Annotated in this window: 15 protein-coding genes and 2 pseudogenes; 4 read left to right on the top strand and 13 right to left on the bottom strand. The window is 37.0% G+C overall.

Annotated elements, in window-relative coordinates; translation table 11 throughout:
* The first annotated feature begins 127 nt into the window (after positions 1-127).
* Positions 128-682 (top strand): TetR/AcrR family transcriptional regulator C-terminal domain-containing protein, encoded by a 555-nt coding sequence (locus tag Ana3638_RS14120; RefSeq protein ID WP_161838600.1) that lies wholly within the window; start codon positions 128-130, stop codon positions 680-682.
* Between the two features lie 238 nt (positions 683-920).
* Here the strand turns inward: Ana3638_RS14120 and Ana3638_RS14115 are convergent, their stop codons facing one another.
* Complete coding sequence (locus Ana3638_RS14115; RefSeq protein WP_161838599.1) at positions 921-2,288, bottom strand: ISNCY family transposase; 1,368 nt, start codon at positions 2,286-2,288, stop codon at positions 921-923.
* A gap of 668 nt (positions 2,289-2,956) precedes the next feature.
* On the opposite strand from Ana3638_RS14115, the pseudogene ilvB reads away from it, so the two are divergent.
* Positions 2,957-4,715: pseudogene (gene ilvB, locus Ana3638_RS26795) on the top strand (biosynthetic-type acetolactate synthase large subunit).
* Between the two features lie 56 nt (positions 4,716-4,771).
* A complete protein-coding gene (gene ilvN / locus Ana3638_RS14105) occupies positions 4,772-5,269 on the top strand; it encodes an acetolactate synthase small subunit (RefSeq protein WP_161838598.1) in 498 nt (165 codons plus the stop codon).
* 159 nt (positions 5,270-5,428) lie between these two features.
* On the opposite strand, the gene Ana3638_RS14100 is transcribed toward ilvN, so the two are convergent.
* From Ana3638_RS14100 to Ana3638_RS14070, 7 genes are all read right to left on the bottom strand, one after another.
* Positions 5,429-6,193: an N-acetylmuramoyl-L-alanine amidase gene (locus tag Ana3638_RS14100; protein WP_161838597.1), complete on the bottom strand. Its 765-nt coding sequence runs from the start codon at positions 6,191-6,193 to the stop codon at positions 5,429-5,431.
* A gap of 154 nt (positions 6,194-6,347) precedes the next feature.
* Positions 6,348-7,211 (bottom strand): GNAT family N-acetyltransferase, encoded by an 864-nt coding sequence (locus Ana3638_RS14095; protein ID WP_161838596.1) that lies wholly within the window; start codon positions 7,209-7,211, stop codon positions 6,348-6,350.
* A gap of 4 nt (positions 7,212-7,215) precedes the next feature.
* The gene (gene pyk / locus Ana3638_RS14090; protein ID WP_161838595.1) at positions 7,216-8,643 is read right to left on the bottom strand and encodes a pyruvate kinase; all 1,428 of its coding nucleotides are present in this window, start codon (positions 8,641-8,643) and stop codon (positions 7,216-7,218) included.
* Positions 8,644-9,338: 695 nt separating this feature from the next.
* Positions 9,339-10,037: an HDIG domain-containing metalloprotein gene (locus tag Ana3638_RS14085; RefSeq protein ID WP_246240238.1), complete on the bottom strand. Its 699-nt coding sequence runs from the start codon at positions 10,035-10,037 to the stop codon at positions 9,339-9,341.
* Positions 10,038-10,297: 260 nt separating this feature from the next.
* A complete protein-coding gene (locus Ana3638_RS14080; RefSeq protein ID WP_161838594.1) occupies positions 10,298-12,772 on the bottom strand; it encodes an FAD-dependent oxidoreductase in 2,475 nt (824 codons plus the stop codon).
* A gap of 476 nt (positions 12,773-13,248) precedes the next feature.
* Positions 13,249-13,719 (bottom strand): TetR/AcrR family transcriptional regulator, encoded by a 471-nt coding sequence (locus Ana3638_RS14075; RefSeq protein ID WP_161838593.1) that lies wholly within the window; start codon positions 13,717-13,719, stop codon positions 13,249-13,251.
* 85 nt (positions 13,720-13,804) lie between these two features.
* Entirely contained in the window at positions 13,805-15,046 is a 1,242-nt protein-coding gene (locus tag Ana3638_RS14070; RefSeq protein ID WP_161838592.1) for a [Fe-Fe] hydrogenase large subunit C-terminal domain-containing protein, read from the bottom strand.
* 315 nt (positions 15,047-15,361) lie between these two features.
* Between Ana3638_RS14070 and Ana3638_RS14065 the strand changes: the two genes are divergently transcribed.
* Positions 15,362-15,595 (top strand): ferredoxin, encoded by a 234-nt coding sequence (locus Ana3638_RS14065; RefSeq protein ID WP_202621499.1) that lies wholly within the window; start codon positions 15,362-15,364, stop codon positions 15,593-15,595.
* 145 nt (positions 15,596-15,740) lie between these two features.
* On the opposite strand, the gene sufU is transcribed toward Ana3638_RS14065, so the two are convergent.
* The 5 genes and pseudogenes from sufU to sufC form a co-directional block, all read right to left on the bottom strand.
* Positions 15,741-16,169 (bottom strand): Fe-S cluster assembly sulfur transfer protein SufU, encoded by a 429-nt coding sequence (gene sufU / locus Ana3638_RS14060; RefSeq protein ID WP_161838591.1) that lies wholly within the window; start codon positions 16,167-16,169, stop codon positions 15,741-15,743.
* Complete coding sequence (locus Ana3638_RS14055) at positions 16,159-17,388, bottom strand: cysteine desulfurase (RefSeq protein WP_161838590.1); 1,230 nt, start codon at positions 17,386-17,388, stop codon at positions 16,159-16,161. Before Ana3638_RS14055 ends, sufU begins: the two co-directional genes overlap by 11 nt.
* A 108-nt stretch (positions 17,389-17,496) precedes the next feature.
* Positions 17,497-18,477 carry a SufD family Fe-S cluster assembly protein gene (locus Ana3638_RS14050; protein ID WP_161838589.1) on the bottom strand — a complete coding sequence of 327 codons (981 nt, stop codon included), beginning with the start codon at positions 18,475-18,477 and terminating at the stop codon, positions 17,497-17,499.
* A 27-nt stretch (positions 18,478-18,504) separates the two neighbouring features.
* Positions 18,505-19,917 (bottom strand): Fe-S cluster assembly protein SufB, encoded by a 1,413-nt coding sequence (sufB, locus tag Ana3638_RS14045; RefSeq protein ID WP_161838588.1) that lies wholly within the window; start codon positions 19,915-19,917, stop codon positions 18,505-18,507.
* A 126-nt stretch (positions 19,918-20,043) separates the two neighbouring features.
* A pseudogene (sufC, locus tag Ana3638_RS14040) lies at positions 20,044-20,783 on the bottom strand (Fe-S cluster assembly ATPase SufC).
* Positions 20,784-20,880 lie beyond the last annotated feature (97 nt).

Below are 20,880 nucleotides of genomic sequence, written 5' to 3'. Positions count from 1 at the left end.
TGATGCCGTAGTGTAAAGCATTTTTACAGATAACTTAATTTGTAAAAAACGAATTTCCATGAATTGTAAAGAGTTTAAAAAAGTGTTATGATAATTGAATATTGTGATATAAAAGGGAGATGATTTGTTGCTTAAGAGTGCTAAAGAAGTCTTGGCGGAATCACTTAAGAAAATGCTTGAAAAAAAGACGCTTAAATCAATAACTGTGAAAGATTTAGTAAAAGACTGCGGTATTTCCCGTCAGGCGTTTTATTATCATTTCAATGATATCTTTGAGCTTGTGGAATGGATTTTCGTAGAAGAAGCATCGAAAGCATTAGCCGATAATCGAAATATTGATAATTGGCAGCAGGGTTATTGCCATGTGCTTAAAAACATGAGAGATAATAAGGCTCTTGTTGTTAATGTCTATCGTTCCATCAGCCGTGAATACCTGGAAACTTTTATGTATAAAGTTTTGCACGATGTCATATATCCGGTTGTCGAAGAACAATCAGCAGGAATGAATGTTGATGTTAAGCATAAAGAATTCATTGCACATTTTTACAGCCTTGCCGTTGTTGCTATGGGACTGGACTGGGTTCGGGGCGGTATGAAAGAAGAACCTGAGGATATTGCTGAACAGGTTGCTATTCTGGTCAAAGGTGACTTTAAAAAAGCATTAAGGATATATGCGAAATAATTATATTAAGATAAAAATGAATATTCTGCCTAAATTTATTATTTGATTCGATTGTCGAAAAGTCACTTAAAGTATTAATTTTAAAAAATGTTGTCAAGCGTTTTTGAAAATGTCCTAAAAAAGTTTTAATATAAGCACCATGTTCTGGTGCTGAGCTTGGGTTATATTTCAGGTGAATATTAATTACTGAGTCGGTTTTAGGGTAACTTTAATAAACCTGCCGATTTCTAAATGTTAGTTAAGCTACTTCTTTTCTATGTAACTGGCTTTTTGCATATTTTTCAAATGATGCCTGTTTCCATGGATGGCTCATTGGTGGTATGTATTTTTTCTTGGGCGCATCAGGTATAGTTGCTAAATCAAATGCTTTCGAGGAAAGTTTATGTTCTGGCAGTAATTCAAGTGCGTAGACCTGCTCACCAATACAGCTATAGAGATCGCCATTAAATGCTTTTATCACCATTGCGGTAGTACCTTTTCTGTGATGTACAGCAATACCCTGGCCATTTACGGGAAGGTAATACTGGTTTTGATACTTTAAACAACTCCCGTTATCTATCTTGCGAGAAGACAGCACAGCCAGTGTAAGATTGATTTTTTCATTATCTGGTTGCGTTTCGAACACAGATTTGATACTATCTATAGGTAAAGCGAATTGCTTATTGAATTTCTTTATGTAGGAGTTTAGAAATTCATTTGCTTCCTCGATAGAGGAAACATTGGCTAAGCGTAGCTCTATTGGAAGGCGGGATTGAAGGGTGCCAAACATTCTTTCAACCCGCCCTTTTGCTTGTGCAACGCTCGATGTCTGAATGTCAATTCCTAATTGTTTGCAGGCATAACCAAACTGAGTAAAGGTATCCTTATCAACAGAAGTTTCCTGTTTCTTTTTATATTCAAAAACAGTTCGATTATCAGTAAAAAACTGATACGGTATACCGTAAGAGTTAAGAACCTTATGTAGTACATGATAGTAGCCATTTAGGGTTTCCTGCATATCAAAGTAAGCACCAAGAATTGCTCCAGTTGCATCATCAACAGCGATATGAAGCTGTGTTTTAGTATCTCCAAACCAATGATGCAGAGAAGCGTCCATTTGTAGCATTTCGCCGAAATAGGCACACCTAGGGCGCCTTGGATGGGAATCCTCAAGTTCCAGGATGGAGCTTTGGAATGCGGCTGCTTTCTTTTTCGATTTAGTCTTTGATTGAAGAGCCTTTAATTCTTTTTTTACTTCCTTTTTGGTAGAACGCTTTGCTTTAGGTGAAAGGATGAATTCCTTTCTAAGGGTAGAAGAAATAGTACTGACGGATACCTTGATATTTTCTTTTTCAGCAAGTAATTCAGAAAAATGAGTTAGGTTGCAGTCATAGTATTTATTACGATATAAGTCCAAGATTAACTGTTTGGTATCTGTAGGTAGAGTGATAGCGGGTTTTCTACCTCGGTTGCCATGAACAAAGAAAGCTTTACCTTCTTCTTTGTAATCTTTTATCAACCGATTTATATGACGATCTGAACAACCGATTTTGAGAGCTGCTGTTTTCTTGTTACCGTTAGTATCAACGAGCTTTTTAATAATTTCATACTTATGGTTTTCATCCATTGTTAGTAATACCTTTCTGATTGTGCCACCTCATTTCTTACTCATGAGGTTCTATTATAATATACTTACTACTATTTGGGACATAATCATTTGTGGTACACTAAGACATTATCATAAATGAATCATACTTAAAGTATTAATTTTAAAAAATGTTTGACACCATACGTATATCTTGATATAATTACAAAAATATAAAAAATAAGAAGCGTTGACAAGGAGTAGTACATACTCACCAAAAGCACAGAGAGAAGATGGTTGGTGCGAATCTTCCTGGAGGGGGTAAAGTATGTTTTTGACATACTTAAGCGTAAGCTTTGGAAGTAGCCTTTGAGCTGTGAACCGAACAAGGCAACTTAAGTAGACTTCACCGGAGTTTCCGCCGTTAAAAGGAAAGCGGTATCAGATATTCTTATGAAAATTCTTCATATCATATCCCGTACTGGCTGAGTGCAAGGATATTTTCCTCAGGAGGTTTTCCTCAGGAATTTTCTTAGGATATATCCTTGAATCTAGGTGGTAACACGGACTATAATGTTCGCCCTAAGCTTTAATAAGCTTAGGGCGTTTTTTTATATTTTTGTTAAAAACACTTAATTGCGAAACACCATTTTAAAAAAACCGGATGTTTCCCAATCAACAGTAACTTAAGACATAGAAAGGAGCTTTATATGAAAGTAACAGGAACTGAATTATTCGTAAAAGCATTAAAGGAAGAAGGGGTAACAACGTTATTTGGATATCCCGGAGGATGTGTACTTGATATCTTTGATGAGCTGTACAAACAAAATGAGATTGATATAATTTTGCCGAGACATGAACAGGCACTGATTCACGCCGCAGACGGTTATGCCCGCTCCACCGGAAAAGTCGGAGTATGCCTTGTTACCAGCGGCCCCGGTGCTACGAATCTGGTAACTGGAATAGCAACAGCTAATTATGATAGTGTACCGTTAGTATGTTTTACCGGTCAGGTACAAACGTATCTGATCGGAAACGATGCTTTTCAGGAAGTGGATATCATCGGTATTACCAGAAGCATCTGTAAATACGGTGTTACGGTACGAAGACGTGAGGATCTGGGAAGAATCATAAAAGAAGCTTTCTATATAGCATCCACAGGGAAACCCGGACCTGTAGTAGTAGATCTTCCCAAGGACATTATGCTGGAATTAGGCAGTGACGGTTACCCGAAAGAAGTTAATCTTCGTAGTTACAAACCAAATCAAAATGTACACATCGGACAGATTAAAAAAGCTCTTGAAATGATTATAAATGCAGAAAAACCGGTATTTTTAGCAGGTGGAGGTGTAACCATTTCTCGTGCAAATAAAGAATTTACGAAACTAGCAGAACTAACTAAGGTTCCTGTAGTTACCACAATTATGGGCAAAGGAGCTATTGATACTTCCCACCCGCTTTATATCGGCAATATCGGTATGCATGGAAGTTATGCGGCGAACCAGGTTATAAACGAATGTGATCTTCTATTTTCTATAGGTACCAGGTTTAATGATAGAGTTACAAGTATGCTGGAAAAATTTGCACCAAAGGCAAAAATTGTTCATATCGATATTGACTCCGCTTCTATCTCTAAGAATGTAGTGGTTGATGTCCCAATTGTAGCAGATGCAAAGCAGGCCATAAAAAAATGCTGGAAGAATTATCTTCTTTAAAGTACAGCAGAGATTTGAACTCTTCCACAATAGGTAATACAACTTCCTGGCTAAAGCACATTAGTGAATGGAAGCAGGAGCATCCTCTTGGAATGGCAGAAGACAAAGGAATCACTCCTCAAAAAATAATTAAGAAGATTAATGAGTTATATCCCGCATCCATTATTGTTACTGATGTTGGCCAGCATCAGATGTGGACGACACAGTTTTTGGAGATGAAAGAAGGAATACAGTTACTAACTTCCGGTGGCCTTGGTACCATGGGATATGGATTTCCTGCAGCAATCGGTGCAAAGCTTGGCAATATGGATAAGGCTGTAATATGTATCTCCGGTGATGGGGGATGCAGATGAATATACAGGAAATGGCAACCGCAGTTGCACAGGAGCTTCCATTAATTCTTTGTATCTTTAATAACAGCTGTTTAGGAATGGTACGCCAGTGTCAGAAACTTTTTTACGGAAAACGCTACTCTTCTATTTGCTTACGTTCAAAAAAGAACTGTAACAAACACTGCGGAGGTACTAACAGTAAATGCCCGGTTTATTCACCTGATTTTATTAAGCTTGCCGAAAGTTATGGTGCGTACGGCATACGGGTAGAGGATGAAAAAGATATCGAGTCCGCATTTTTACAAGCTGCCAAAAATACACTGGCACCTACGGTGATTGAATTTATTATTGACAGCGAAGAGCTGGTACTACCCATGGTTCAGGGCGGTAAGCCACTAAATTATATGATATTGGACTGTTAAAACTAATTTAATGATTAATTATTTCGTAAAATTATTAAGGAAATGAGGTATTGAATATGAAAAAAAGATGGATATCTTTGTTGGTGGAAAATGATATAGGCGTACTTGCTAAGATTTCCGGATTATTTTCCGGTAAATCTTATAATCTGGAAAGCTTAACTGTAGGTACTACGGAGGACCCAACCATCTCAAGAATGACCATAGGCTTAAACAGTGATGATATTACCTTTGAACAGATAAAAAAACAGCTCAACCGTATGGTGGAAGTAATTAAAGTATTAGACTTTACAAACACATCAACTCATATGAAAGAGATCCTTTTTATTAAAATAAAGAATTGCACCAAAGAAGATAAGACTGAGATTTTCCAGATTGCAGAGGTTTTTAAATTATCGATTGTCGATTATGGAATTGACAGTATTCTATTGGAATGTGTTCAGACGGAATCGAAAAATGATGCTTTAATCCGGCTCCTTACCGGTCAGTTTAAACAGATTGAAGTAGTTCGGGGCGGAAGTGTTGCAGTCGAATCTATAAGTATGACAGACAGGTAACTGAAAATTAGATTGATTTATACCTAAGAGATTCTCTCAACAGATTTCTGGCGTTTAGGCGCATCTCCCGGATATTATAAAAAATAATAGATACAGTTAAGAAGATCATCCTTCCTGACTGTATCTATTACGAAATACTGATATGACCCAAATTTCATATTAAGTATCTGTTACAATAAATGTACTGTACCCTTGTTCTCTTAATTCCTGTTCCAGTTCTACCGCATCATCCATAGTCTGCATTTCGCCTACCTGAACAGCATAATAATCACCCTGGGGAACTAATAATACATCATAACCTGCATCAATCAAATTATTCTGAAGATTTTGGGCATTGGATAAAATACGAAATAAGCCGACCTGTACCCGGTATATCGGCCCTTCCTCTTCTTCCTCGCCTAATCCCGCTAAAATACCGGAGGCAATTGCATAAGCAATTTCATTAAATTGATCATCAAATAATTCATTATCCGAATCCGAGTTAATAAATCCTACTTCCACCAGCAGCGCAGGCATATTCGTTCTCCTGAGTACTGCCAATTCAGTCCGGATATCAACCCCCAGATTAGTAAAACCAACTTCTTCCAATTCCCGATTAATGTTTTCCGCAATGTCCTGTTTAAGTCCGCCCTCATCATAAATTAACGTCTGAACACCACTGTAAGTATTTGGTGTAGGACTGGAATTTCTATGAATGGAAACAAATAGATCCGCATTTTCCTCATTTGCCATATAAGCTCTCTCAAGAGGGGAGATATAACTGTCATCTATTCTGGTAAATATGACATCTATACCGCTGTAAGCCAGTATTTCTCCAACCGCCAAAGCAAGGTTTAAATTGTCCTCTTTCTCCAGACGTCCATCGTACGTAGCACCATTATCATAGCCACCATGTCCTGCATCTATAACAATTCTATATGCCATAATATCCTCGACACCTAATAAACTTATAATATAATATGCATGTGCCATTATAAGGTTACTGAACATAAGAAAGGAACAGTAAAAAATTCTTGCTACCATATTTGCAGCATCATTCGGCAAATAATAAACATTTAATTTCTGCTTTATTCGTTATTTATTCTATAAAATATTCATAATAATCGTATTGTTTCTGAATTTGAAAACCAGCGCTTTTATATAATGAGAAAGCTCTCTTGTTCTCACTGCCAACATGTAAAGTTATAGATGATAATCCATATTTTTTAACAGCAACTAAAACAAAGTTTAATAAGATCCTGCCGTATCCTTTTCCCTGATAATCCGGTTGAATACCTAAACCAAAAATTGATGCACTATTTTTTCCGTAACTCACATTGCAGATACCTATTAAATTGTCTCCCGTATAAAATCCATAACAGTTCATCGTTTCAGATTCCATAGCAGTATCAACAATATCATAAGCCTCTTCAAGTTCAATGCCAAAGATTTTCTGGCTTAAATTAACTGCATCCAAATGCTTATCAAAAGAGATTTCCTTAAGATTAAAATCAGTATGTGTTCTGTCTTCCACTATTTTACCGGTATCAATTCTTAAAAGATATTCCGATTTATAATATATTGTATCATAAGCTTTTACGGCGGCAATACCGCTTTTACTCTCCGGCTCCACCACAAATAAAATCTTTTTAACTCCAAATCCACATAATTCCTCTTCTGCATAGCTTAGCAAAACATCAAAATATCCTTTTTTTCTTTCCGCCTGCAATGTATAGGCACTTATCTCTGCTTCATCCTTAAGGGGTTGAAAAATAGTAAGAACACTAACCAATTTCTGATTATTATACAGCAGATAAAAGCTGTTCATATTAACATAATAATTAATATCGGATTCAAGGTATAAGGTCCTTTCCAGGTTTTCTTCTTTCAGACATTCCCTGACCAGATTATCTACATCGCTTTTTTGTTTTTCATTTAATTCATGAAGTTTTAATACATTCATAGCATTAATATTGATTTCCCGCAATATGAACCTTAATTAAATTCGTTGTTCCGGAAACTCTTAAAGGTACACCCGCTGTTATTACTGTTAAGTCACCTTTTTTCAGATATCCCCTTTCCTCCACTGCATCAACAGCATGCTCAAATAATTCAAAAGTATCTCTTTCTTCGCAAATTAAAACCGGTATTACACCCCAGGATAAACTTAGCTGCCTGCATACATGTTCCTCAGTCGTACATCCGATAATCATACAGGCCGGACGGTAACGGCTTATCATTCTGGCTGTTTTACCCGATTTTGTAACGGTTATAATCATTTTTGCATTTAAATCATGAGCTGTTGTACAGGTTGCATGTGAGATTGCATCGGTAATATCCGGATTTTCCTTATGATCCAATAAATGGAAACGTTTCTTGTAATCAATATCCTGTTCCGTACGTAAAGCAATGCGTACCATGGTCTGAAGAGCTTCAACCGGGTATAATCCTGCTGCGGTTTCTCCGGAAAGCATGATGGCACTGGTTCCGTCATAAATTGCATTTGCAACATCCGTTGTCTCAGCTCTGGTCGGTCTTGGATTCTTAATCATGGAATCTAACATCTGCGTTGCTGTAATTACCTGCTTGCCGGCATTGTAAACTTTTTTAATAATCATCTTCTGGATTACAGGTACATCCTCGTTTGGAATTTCAACTCCCATATCTCCGCGGGCAATCATGATTCCATCGGATACTGCAATAATTTCATCTATATTTTCTACGCCTTCCAGGTTTTCAATTTTAGCAATAATATTTGTTGTGGTACAGTTATATTCATCCATAATTCTGCGGATTTCTAAAATATCTTCTGCACATCTGGTAAAGGAAGCAGCTATAAAATCATATCCATGTTGAATACCGAATATAATATCTTCCCTGTCTTTTTTACTGATAAATGGCATAGACAGCTTAGTTCCAGGAACATTGACACCTTTATTATCCGATATAATTCCATCGTTATTTACCGTACAGATAATTTCGGTATCCGTAACACTGTTAACGGTTAATTCAATTAAACCGTCATCGATTAACACGATTGCACCCGGTTTAATATCCCGTACCAGATGTTCATAATTTATATATACAAAGGAGGATGTTCCTTCAATCTGTTTTGTTGTCAGGGTGAAAGTCTGTCCTTTGGTTAATGTTATCTTACCGTCACGGAATTTACCGATTCTTATTTCCGGTCCTCTTGTATCCAATAATGCGGCAATAGGGAGGTTTAATTCTTCTCTTATTTCAATTAACTTATTTAAACGGTTTAAGTGCTCTGTATGGTCTGAATGTGAAAAGTTAAATCTGGCTACGTCCATACCTGATTTAGCTAGTTCTTTTAAAACACCCTCACGATCTGTTGAGGGACCTAATGTACAAATGATTTTCGTTTTTCTCATTTTGTCCTCCTATAATATTATTTGACCTTTTTCAATAGTCAGGAACATAAGCAGCTCCATATCAGTAAAATACTCTAATGTCAATTGATTGTCGAATCCACTTGGAGCTACGGGATTAATAATACACTATTTCATAGAATAAATCTATCAAAAAAATAATCTATATACTATTTTAACAAATATATCTTTGAATAATCTTATATTTACAAAATAATTACTTGCACTACAATAGAATGCACAATAAAATACCGAGAAAGGCCTGTTTATCAATATATTTTAGAGAATAATGGAATTAAAACCAGAAATTTAACAGGAATTTTAAAATAAATTTGATTAGATAAATAATAATAGATTCTACAAAAATTGTAAATGGAGATGAAATTATATACATAAATCCAGTAACGAAAAAAGGTAAATATCACTTTGTTTTGTTTCGAGTCATACACAGTTATGTATTTGCTAAATGATAAACTTATCAATTAGCAAAAATCAAGTTCATAACCGGAAGAAACACTTTCCGGGTTTCTTCGGTTCGCGTGCGTGTTTGTTATTACTAATTATTAATTTTTCACCTTATTTTTTGCTTTATTTTCTGTTTTATCAGCAGTACTGTTTTCTGCATTATTATTACTAACCGACGCATTGGTTTTTAATTGATGATCTTTTTATTTATGTTATTTCTTCCTTTGTTATCTTTATTTTTTGGCATAAGTTTTACCTGACCTTTCCATATTGTTTACTTTAGTGAGAAAAATGTCTAAATTTTTTTCCTCCTCTTCCCTGTTGGGATTAAGCCTTCCCAGTCTGTCGCATAAACCCAGTAATGCCAATTCATGCAGATCAACCTTCTTTTTCATTAATTCGATATTACCAAATTGAAGATCTTTCAGTACATACAGAATATGCATATGAAATCTGACCAGATTAACTACTTTCTCTATAAACTCATCTTTACAAGAAAAATATTCGAGAAATTCTTTAGCCAGAACTTCTCCTGCAGTATCATGATCATATGAAGTTATTCTTCCTTTTCGGTACCTGGTCGTATCGGGTTTGCCGATATCATGTAAAAGAGCTGCCCACATTAAAACATCCGGATCTTTACTTTTATTTTTTCTGCCGGCTGCTTCATTTACCACCAACATGGTATGATTCCAGACATTTCCCTCAGGATGATGAATCGGTGACTGTTTGGTTTCTTTCAGTCGATTTAACATAGAAAAAGGAGCATCTTTAAATATTTTTTTATTAGATGCTTCGTTCAAGTAATTAGACGGGCTCTCATCTTCTAATAGGTGATGATGAATATCAATGAATAAAGTTAATTTATCATATATATTCTGCTCATCTACTGTCTGAATTTTATTCATAATACTTAAATAAGTCATCTCCATAATATCTGCTCCTTTTTCTACGTAAACTAGTATTTCCGGATTTATAAGATATATGCATTATAATTTATTTTTAATTTAAATTATAAAAATTAATCCTATGGAATATAAAAATCCGGGTATCCTAATCCATTGTCTCTGCTACACTTCACCGCTTTTACGTTAACGGTGATGTATACATGGATTATCATACCCGGAAAAAGTTTATTATAAAGATATAACAGACCATTTAGCGGTAACTAATTTTAGCCCGGAAAAATTAATTATGAAATAAATAAGGACATATCCGATTCTTCTGCGTTTGCAAGCATGGCAGCAGCTCCGCCTGGTTTTACTCCGTCAATCAGTTCTTCCATTTTAATCCCCATCACATCCATGCTCATAGTACAGGCTATCAGTTCAACTCCGTTATCAATGGATGCCTGAATAAGACTTTCCAGACTGTCAACATTTTTATTTTTCATCACCATACGAATCATTTTTGCTCCCATACCGCCCATATTCATTTTTGATAAAGTTAACTTTTTACTTCCTTTCGGCATCATTAAACCAAACATTTTACTGATAAGATCCTTTTTCACCGGCACATTCTCCGGTTTTCTTAAAATGTTTAATCCCCAAAAAGTGAAAAACATACTGACCTTTCGTCCCATTGCTGCAGAGGCATTGGCAATTACAAAAGAAGCAATTGCTTTATCCAGATCACCGGAAAATACAATTATATTCTTATTATTTCCTTCCGATGGGACGTCCTTGCAATTCTTATCGACCTGCTTATTTAAACAGCCTTTTTTAATAGATGCCTTTGCTATACCTTTCTCTGAATTTATACCCATAAAAGTATTCCCTGTTCTCCTGCACCAGGCATCCACATCTGCCGCAAAAGCCGTATCTGTTGTGGATATTTCAATAATATCCTCTTCTTTGGCATTCTTAACAGCCTGAGCTAACTTCATAATAGGGCCGGGACACTGTAACCCGCAGGCGTTAATTTCTATTATTTTTTTATCCGGTTTCTGGCCGGTAATTGCTGCAGCTGACAATATTTCATCATCGGCAGCTCTTTCTTCATCACGGGTCACCATGGTTATTTTATCAAAAATACTATGATATAAACGGTAACCACCGGATAGGTTGTAACATTCGTATCCGTACTGCTCCAATATTCTGCAAGCTATATAACCTCGTAATCCGATCTGACAGGTTACATATACCGGTTTTAATTTATCCAGTTCTGATAAATTATCACGTAATTCGTCCAAAGAAATGTGCCTGAATCCATCTATGGATCCATTCTCATATTCCAATTCCGTACGAACATCCAATAAATTAACACTGCCATCCCTTGGTAGTTTCTCTACATCATGCCAATGAAATATTTTAACTTTACCCGTTAATACATTTTCTGCTGTAAATCCTGCCATATTAACCGGATCTTTCGCAGAAGAATAAGGCGGCGCATAAGCTAATTCCAATTCGGCCAGATCGTATACGGTCATCCCTGCACGAATGGCCGTTGCCAGTACATCCATTCGTTTATCTGCACCCTCATATCCGACAATCTGTGCACCGATTACCTTACCATCCTCTTTTTGAAAGATCAGTTTAATGGACATACCGACAGCTCCGGGATAATATGATGCATGGGAATTAGAATACGTAAAAGATTTTTCATAATTTATACCTAATTGTTTTGCTTTTGTCTCTGTTATCCCTGTGGTGGCAATGGTTAAATCAAAACATTTAAGAATACCTGTACCCTGTGTTCCGTGATAGGAACTGTTTATACCGCAGATATGATCGGCTGCTATTCTTCCCTGCTTGTTGGCAGGTCCTGCAAGGGGAATATAACCGGCTTCCCCCGTTACAAAATCCTTAATTTCAATTGCATCTCCCACTGCATAGATATCTTCATCCGATGTCTGCATATGCTCATTAACCAGGATCGCCCCCCTGCTATTTACCGACAAACCGGCTTCCACCGCCAGGGAGCTCTCTGGTCTTACGCCTACGGACATAATAACCATATCCGCGGTAATTTCTCCGGTACCAAGTAATACTTTTAATTTATTTCCACTATTTTGTATTTCCTTAACACCATCTTTCAGTATTAAATTTACTCCTTTGCTTCTGATATGGTTATGAACATCTGCAGCCATATCAAAATCAAGCGGAGCAATCACATGGTCAGCAAATTCCACAACAGTTACTGTTAAACCTGCATTGCGAAGGTTTTCTGCCATCTCGATTCCGATATAACCCCCTCCGACCACAACGGCTGAATGCACATCTTCCTGATCAATATACTCCTTAATTTTATAAGTATCCGGAATATTGCGCAGGGTAAATACTTTGGAATTATCGGCACCTGCTATACCAGGCTTAGCCGGTTCGGCACCGGGGGATAAGATCAATTTGTCATAACTCTCTTCATAAGTTTCATTGGTTTTTAAATTTTTAACCGTTACAACTTTATTTGTTTTATCAATATGAGTAACTTCCTGTGAATTTCTTACATCGATACGAAACCTGCTGTGAAAGCTTTCCGGAGTCTGTAAGGTAAGAGCTTCTTTATCAGTTATATCCCCACCGATATAATAAGGCAAACCGCAGTTTGCAAATGAAATATATTCCCCGCGTTCAAACATAATTATTTGGGCATTTTCATTTAATCTTCTAAGACGCGCTGCGGCAGAAGCTCCCCCTGCCACTCCACCAACAACAATGATTTTATTCATATTTTCCTCCATCTATAGGTTGAATCCATATCTTACGATTGTTCTAAAAGAACTATAATTGTATCTATTCAGGACACCCAAGAAATTCGCAGAATTTCGAGCTGGTTGATACAAAGTACTGTAAGCCATGCTTAAATAATGCATATTTTACGTTCATAAACGCATGAATGCATTACTTATTAGAACCGCAGTCACCGAATAATTTCATAATAGTGGAATTCAACTGTTTGCAAATTATTTTATAGGAGTATCTTATCATCCTATCGCGGAAGAAACCGTGACTATGTCACCTATTAGTAAAAAACAAAAAAGCTGCTGAACTAATGATTAGCCAGCAGCATATAAAGCTCCGTATTTTTATTGTTTTAAGAAAGCATCCAAAATTTGATTCAGCATTGATAAAATTCTTTCCTTTAAAGAAAACTTCCGACCATCCATCTTCCATTTCATGCATATCATAATAATGGATCCGAATATTACATCCGGAATAAAATCAATCTTAACATTAGGATTCGTTTCTCCTGCTTTTGTGCTTCTTCAAATAATTCTCTTAAATATTCAGTACGGTTATTAATAATACAATTTACCTTATCCTCAAGTACCTTTTCATGTCTTAATTCATCAAAATTTAATAATATAGAAGTGATTGCCGGATAATTTTCATAATATTCAACATGAGAGCGTATCAGGAAATTGATTGCTTCCCTGGGCGGGAGTTTTTTCAGCTTTATTGACTGAAAAATATCTTGGTCAAATTCAGTAAAATTTTCCAAAACAGCAAGCAGCAATTCATTTTTACTTTTATAGTGTCTGAATATAGTAGCTTCAGAGACACCTTGTCTTCCCGCAATCTCTCTGGTCGATAATCCCTGTAAACCTAGTTCATCAATTATTTCAATCGTTGTAATAATCAGTCTTTCTTTTCTATGTATAATATTATCTAACATTCTTATGCCTCCCCTATAACTAACATTTTATCCTTTATTAAGTATCGTCTATCTTAAAAGGGCTGTTAAAACAGCCCTAGTCTATTTAACTAAACTCTCTTGTAAAAATATCACTGTGTTCCAAAAGACTTTCTACCGTATCAAAGCCTAACCTGTGCAGTAATTCAATTACATACGGATTGTCTATAGGAGTAGGATAGGTTGCTGAATCACCATATTCATTAACATGTTTCTTTCCCTCATGATGATCGATCATAACTTTAGGTCCGCCGACACATCCACCGTTACATCCCATTCCTTCGAAAAAGTTAGCATTCGTTTTTCCATCTCTTAACTGGTTAATCATTTCACGGCATGCCGGTACTCCGTCCGCCTGCTGGGTCCGTACATGAATTTTACGGTTCGGATTTAAGCGTTCCACGGTTTTCTGTACCGCTTCACTGACACCGCCTGTTCTGGCATATATCCTGCCGGCTCTGGAAGAATGATCTTTCTCACTCTCTTTCATTTTGGAAGGATCAATTTGTGCAAATTCAAATATATCATGTACTTCCTGGAAAGTTAAGACATAATCCACCGCATCTGCAATGTCTTTTTCTCTGGCTTCTGCTTTTTTTGCTAAACATGGCCCAATAAATATGGTAATTGCATCCGGGTGAAGTACTTTAATCGTTCTTCCGCTGGCTATCATTGGTGACACTGCTCCTGGTACGTGGGGCATCAATTCGTTATATACCTTCCGAATCATAGCAATCCACATAGGACAGCAGCAGCTTGTTAACTGGTAATCGGATTCGGTAAGTATATTTTTATCAAATTCCAATGCTTCTTTTAATGTCAGGATATCTGCAAAAAGTGCAACCTCTATCATTCCTGCAAACCCTAGTTTCTTAAATGCGGTACGCAGTTTACCCGGTGTAACATCATTACTGAATTGCCCCAAAAATGCAGGGGCTATCAACGCGTAAACCGGCCCATTTGCTGTTCGGATTGCATTTAGAGCAGGTAATATATCCCTGCTGGCCGTTAATTTTTCAGATTTGCAATTATCTATACATGCGTAACACCCTACACATTGATCTTTATCAATAGTAATAACCCCGTCTTTGTCCTTTGTGATTGCATTAAAGATACAGCTTTCCGAACAGGCAGAAGGCTTATCCGGCGGACAATTACAATTACCGATTTTAATAACAGGCGCATATTTATCCGGATGTAACAAACAATCCAGATGATGGGGATCATAATCCTGTAAGTCCTGTTTTTTATCCGAATTAATTAAAGAATCTTCTACAAGTCTGCGGTATAACTCTTCAAATGTTGTCATGCTATTCCTCCTTAAATTACATTGGAATTATTATATCATGAACGAAACCTGCGTTCATGATTTTGTTGCTCCAATCGGAATTTACAAGCTAGCTTGTAATTCCACATTCCGCTTCATTATATCATATATATGGAAAATCATTTATTAATAAAAAATTAACTTTAATATATTATATCAAAATTTACATATTTTATCAAAAATAACAAATTCTATTTATTGTCAATAAATATAGATTCTGATAAAATAATTTTGTAAAAGTACATATTTTATCTATTTTTCTCTTTAACTATGCCATTTGGAATGAGGGGTATCGCCATGACTTATGGCAAAATAAATAATAAGATGGAGGACCAGGTTATGAGAGCGGTAATTGTAAAAAAAGAATGTATTGGATGTGGCCTATGTACAGACATTTGTCCCACGGTATTCAAGATGTCGAAGAAAGCATATGCAGAAGTTTATGTAGACGAAGTTTCACAAGAGGATAGAAACGAAGCAATGGAAGCCAAAGAAAATTGTCCGGCTTCTGCAATTAAATTAGAAGATTAATATTTTAATTAACTAATATAAATACATAATACATACTATCAAATAATGCCAAACAGCCCCTTAAGTTAAGGGCCTGATATTAACAAGGAATTTATTGAATTTTAAATTAACTCATATTCCTATGCTAATTCAGGCCCGGCTGCTGTTAATCCGTTTCAACGCAATCTTTTAAGGTATGCCAGCTTAATACGGCACATTTTACTCTTGCCGGCATATAGGAGATATCTTTTAGAGCAACGGCATCTTCTAAAATCTCCAGCTTTTCTTCCTCCGTAATTTCCTGTTTTATCATGGCAAAAAAAGTATCTGCCAAGTTCATGGCTTCCTCCACCGGTTTTCCTTTAATCAGATCAACCATGATGGAGGCTGATGCCTGGGATATGGCACAGCCGCTGCCAGTAAAACCGGCATCTTCTATTACACCGTTTTTTAAACGCATTTCTAATTGTATTTCATCTCCGCAGTTTGGATTTACTCCGTTTCTTTTCACGGTAGGATTATCTATGTGGTGCTTATTCCGCTTGGAATTCGTATGCTCGTGTAATACTTCCGTATATATCTGTTCAATTCCCATAACCTAGCAACCTCCTTACTTTTTTCAGACTTTGAATAAATAGATTAATTTCCTCTTTTGTATTGTAAAAATAAAAGCTGATTCTGCACGTAGCCGGAACATTCAAATATTTCATTAACGGCTGGGCGCAGTGATGTCCTGCCCGGACGGCTATTCCATCCCCGTCAAGAATGGACGCCGTGTCATGGGGATGTACCCCGTTAACATTAAAGGAAATAACCCCGCATCGTTTTCTGCAGTTTACCTTATCACCGTAAATAGTTATTTCCGGAAGCTTATTTAATTCCTGCAGGGCATAATCGGTTAATTCCTCCTCAATATTCTGTATGGTTTCATAACCGATATGATTTATATATTCAATCGCCGCTGCTAATCCAACAGCACCGCCTACATTGGGAGTTCCTGCTTCAAATTTATGCGGAAGCGGTGCAAAGGTTGCATCTTGTTCGGACACTATTTCTATCATTTCACCTCCGGTTAAAAAAGGGGGCATGGCATTTAATAATTTTTCTTTTCCGTATAATACGCCAATACCCATAGGCGCTAACATCTTATGTCCGGAAAAAGCCAGAAAATCTACATCCAACTTCTGTACATCTACCGGATAATGCGGAATCCCCTGGGCAGTATCCACAACGGCAACTGCACCTACGCTATGGGCTTTTTGTATTATTTTTTCAATGGGGTGAATTGTACCTAATACATTGGAGACATGGGCGATAGAAACAATTTTAGTACGTTCTGTTATTTTCTTCTCCAAATCCTCCTCTATGATACGTCCGTCATCGCTTAGATAAAGATACTTTAAAACGGCTCCTTTTTCTTTGGCTACCTGCTGCCATGGGATAATATTGCTGTGATGTTCGGATATGGATAATACAATTTCATCCCCGCTCTTCAGCACCGATCTACCATAACTATAAGCAAGCAGGTTTAAAGCTTCGGTGGTATTTCTGGTAAAAATAACTTCACTCGGATTATCTGCATGAATAAACTCAGCTGTCAATTTTCTTGCGCTCTCATATGCATCCGTAGCTTTCACACTTAATCCATATAATCCCCGGTAAGGATTGGCATTGTGTTTCTGGTAATATTCCTTCACTGCCTGTAATACGGAACTTGGCTTCTGACTGGTTGCCGCATTATCCAGGTAAATAAGTTGTTTATCATGAAAATTACTATTAAGTACAGGAAAGTCTTGCCTGAATTGATTATACATGGTTTAACCTCGCTTTCACATATTCTGTAATGTCCATTTGTAATGAAGTGAAAGGAATTTCTCTGATAACCGGATCAAACCAGGCCTCTATCATCAGTTTTTTCGCTGTTATATCATCGAGTCCCTGGACATCATATAAAATAATTTATCTTCATCTATCTTTCCGCTGTTAGCAGCATGTTTACCCTCAACATTTTCTTCCGCACATAGAATTAACGGTGCTGATATGTTTTTAATCTTCGGACTGAATAACAGAGTATTTTCCCTTTCCTGACCTACGGAACCGGAGGCTCCTTTTTTAAAATCCAGAGTGCCCCTGAATACCTTACTGCTTTGATCCAGCAAAGCCCCGTTCAGCGTTATCTCACTATGCGTCATTCTACCAATATGATTTATTACGTAATTAAAATCCAACGAGTGGTTTTTATCCCCAAAAAATATGGTATTAATGTCCATCCTGCTGTTATTACCTGATAAATCCGCATGTACACTGCTTAAGGATTGAATGCTTCCTAATTCACTCTGGGTATACCTAACAGTACCACCATCAATCAGTTTGGCACCTACATTATTTAAATGAATTGCATTTTCCCCGAGTAACTGGACCTGAATTAAATTAATAACAGCATTTTTACCGGCATATAGATATGTTAACCCGCTGTGAAATACCGTTTTATCCTCGTCGGAGCGATAGGAAAGAACGACCGTAACTTCACTGTTTTCCTCTGCTATAATCTGATTGAAATCTACAACGGTAGAATTCGTTTCATCCAGTCGGTAATCTAAATAGATTGGTTCCTTTACTCTGATTCCTTCCGGTATGCAAAGGGATATTCCACTGTTTTTATATTTCTTAATAAATCTGACCGTATCCTCTTCCATTCCGGTTTCTATTGATGAAAGTAAAGTTTCAGAATTAAGGCTATTCTGCAATATAAGATTATCAAGTATTGTTTTATCAGATTTGATCGGATTTTTATTATATGCCGTAACCTCAGGAATGTTTTCCTTTACGGATACTTCATTGATACCCAGCCAGCTCCATGTTCTGACCGGAAGTTTATTTATGTTATTTAATTGTAAATTCATCTGTTTTCCTCCTTACTATCAGAACACTCAACCGATACTGCCCTCCATCTCCAATTGTATTAAGTGATTCATCTCCACTGCATATTCCAGAGGCAGTTCTTTCGCAATCGGCTCTGCAAATCCATTTACAATCATAGCCCTTGCTTCTGTTTCACTTAATCCGCGGCTCATAAGATAAAAAACCGTATCATCACTGATTCTTCCGATTTTAGCCTCATGGCCGATATCAACTTCATCATTCCTTATATTCATAACCGGTATGGTATCGGATCTGGAATTACCGTCTAACATAAGGGATTCACAGGATACGGAGGATTTACTGTGTGAAGCATCATCCTCGACGATTACAGCACTCCGGAATGTACTCCATCCCCCATCCTTGGAAATGGATTTGGCATTCATATGGGATGAGGTATTTGGGGCCTTATGCACTACCGATACTCCGGTATCCAGGTTCTGTCCTTTGCCTGCAAATGTAATCCCTGTGTATTCCATTTTGGAATTTTCCCCGTTTAATATGCTGGTGGGATATAGGTATGAGACGTGGGAGCCAAAGGAACCGGATACCCACTCGATGGTTCCCCCTTTATCCACAATAGCCCTTTTCGTATTTAAATTGTACATATTCTTAGACCAGTTTTCTATGGTGGAATATCGTAATCTGGCATTTTCCCCGACAAATAATTCGACACATCCGGCATGCAGATTGGCTACGTTATATTTAGGTGCGGAACATCCCTCTATAAAATGCAGGCTGGCTCCCTTATCAACTATAATTAAAGTATGTTCAAATTGTCCGGCTCCCGGTGCATTTAATCTGAAATAAGACTGTAACGGAATTTCTACGGATACCCCCGGCGGTACATAAACAAATGAGCCGCCTGACCAAACCGCGCCGTGTAAGGCAGCGAATTTATGGGAGTTTGGCGGTACTAACTTCATAAAATGTTTTTTGACCATATCTTCCTGCTCACGTAAGGCACTCTCCATATCCGTATAAATAACACCTAAACTTTTTACTTCTTCCCTAACATTATGATAAACCACTTCCGAATCATATTGTGCTCCTACTCCAGCCAGAGAAGTTCTTTCCGCCTGGGGTATCCCAAGGCGTTCAAAAGTATTTTTAATATCCTCCGGTACCTCTTCCCAACTTACCTGCATCTTTGTATCAGGCCGTACATAGGTAACAATGTCCTCCATATTTAATCCCGAAAGACTGGGACCCCATTTCGGAAGCTCCAGACTATTATATATTTTTAAGGATTCCTGACGGAATTCCCTCATCCATTTTGGATCGTTTTTCTCTAAGGATATCGTATTCACAATACCAAAGGTAAGTCCTCTTTTGGAAGTATAAGAAGCTTTGACCTGATCTTTGATATCATAAATGCTCCGATCTATATCTTCAATATAGGTTTTATTTCTCTCTATATCCATAACGAATTCCTCTTTCTTATATATTTCAGTTAGGTAAATTGTGAAACTATATAGTTTTCTAAATATACCATAGTGGAGTTTCGCAATTACCTAATATATTCAGTTATAAGGCAATTACGAAACTACTTAATTTTTAGAATGTTCCCGGAATCCGTTCTTATTTACCTGATCGATCAGGGCGGCATCACCGGACTTTATTATATTTCCGTTTTGCAGGATATGCACCCTATCCACCGGCAAATACTCCAGGATTTTCGTGTTATGGGTGATTACAACGATGGAATTTTTTTTTTAAAGGTTTCTACACCCTTGGATACAATTTTAACAGCATCAACATCCAGTCCGGAGTCCGTTTCATCCAATATGGCTAGTTTAGGATTCAGTAATAACATCTGCAGGATTTCTGATTTTTTCTTTTCCCCGCCGGAAAAACCTACATTCAGATATCTGGTGGAATAATCCTTATCCATATTTAAGGTTTCCATCGTTTTACTAAGATCCTTTTTAAACGCCATTACCCGGATGGGTTTACCGGTAACGGACGTCTGAGCCGTTCTAAGAAAGTTCTCCAAAGTGACACCGGGTAATTCCTGGGGGTTCTGAAAAGAAAGGAAAATTCCTTTTTTAGCCCGGACATCTGCTTTTTCTTCCGTAATATCCTCTCCTTCAAAATAGATGTTTCCATGGTTTACTTTAAAACCCGGATGTCCCATAATGGTATAACCTAATGTGGATTTACCGGCGCCGTTCGGACCCATTATTACATGAACCTCTCCCTGATTCACCGTAAGATTTAAGTTATTTAATATAATTTTATCTTCTGCTTGTACCTGCAGATTATTGATTTCCAATAGTTTATTTGACATTCCTGCCACCTGTTACCCTTTCCGTAGAAATTTAGGAAATATAATTTAGTTTTCATTTTTAATTCCTACTGTTTTAATTCCTATTATTTTATTTCCT

It is taken from the genome of Anaerocolumna sedimenticola (genome assembly GCF_009931695.1).
Lineage (GTDB): Bacteria > Bacillota > Clostridia > Lachnospirales > Lachnospiraceae > Anaerocolumna > Anaerocolumna sedimenticola.
Note: the sequence above shows the minus strand (reverse complement) of the source record. Positions and strands in the feature narration are given on the sequence as shown.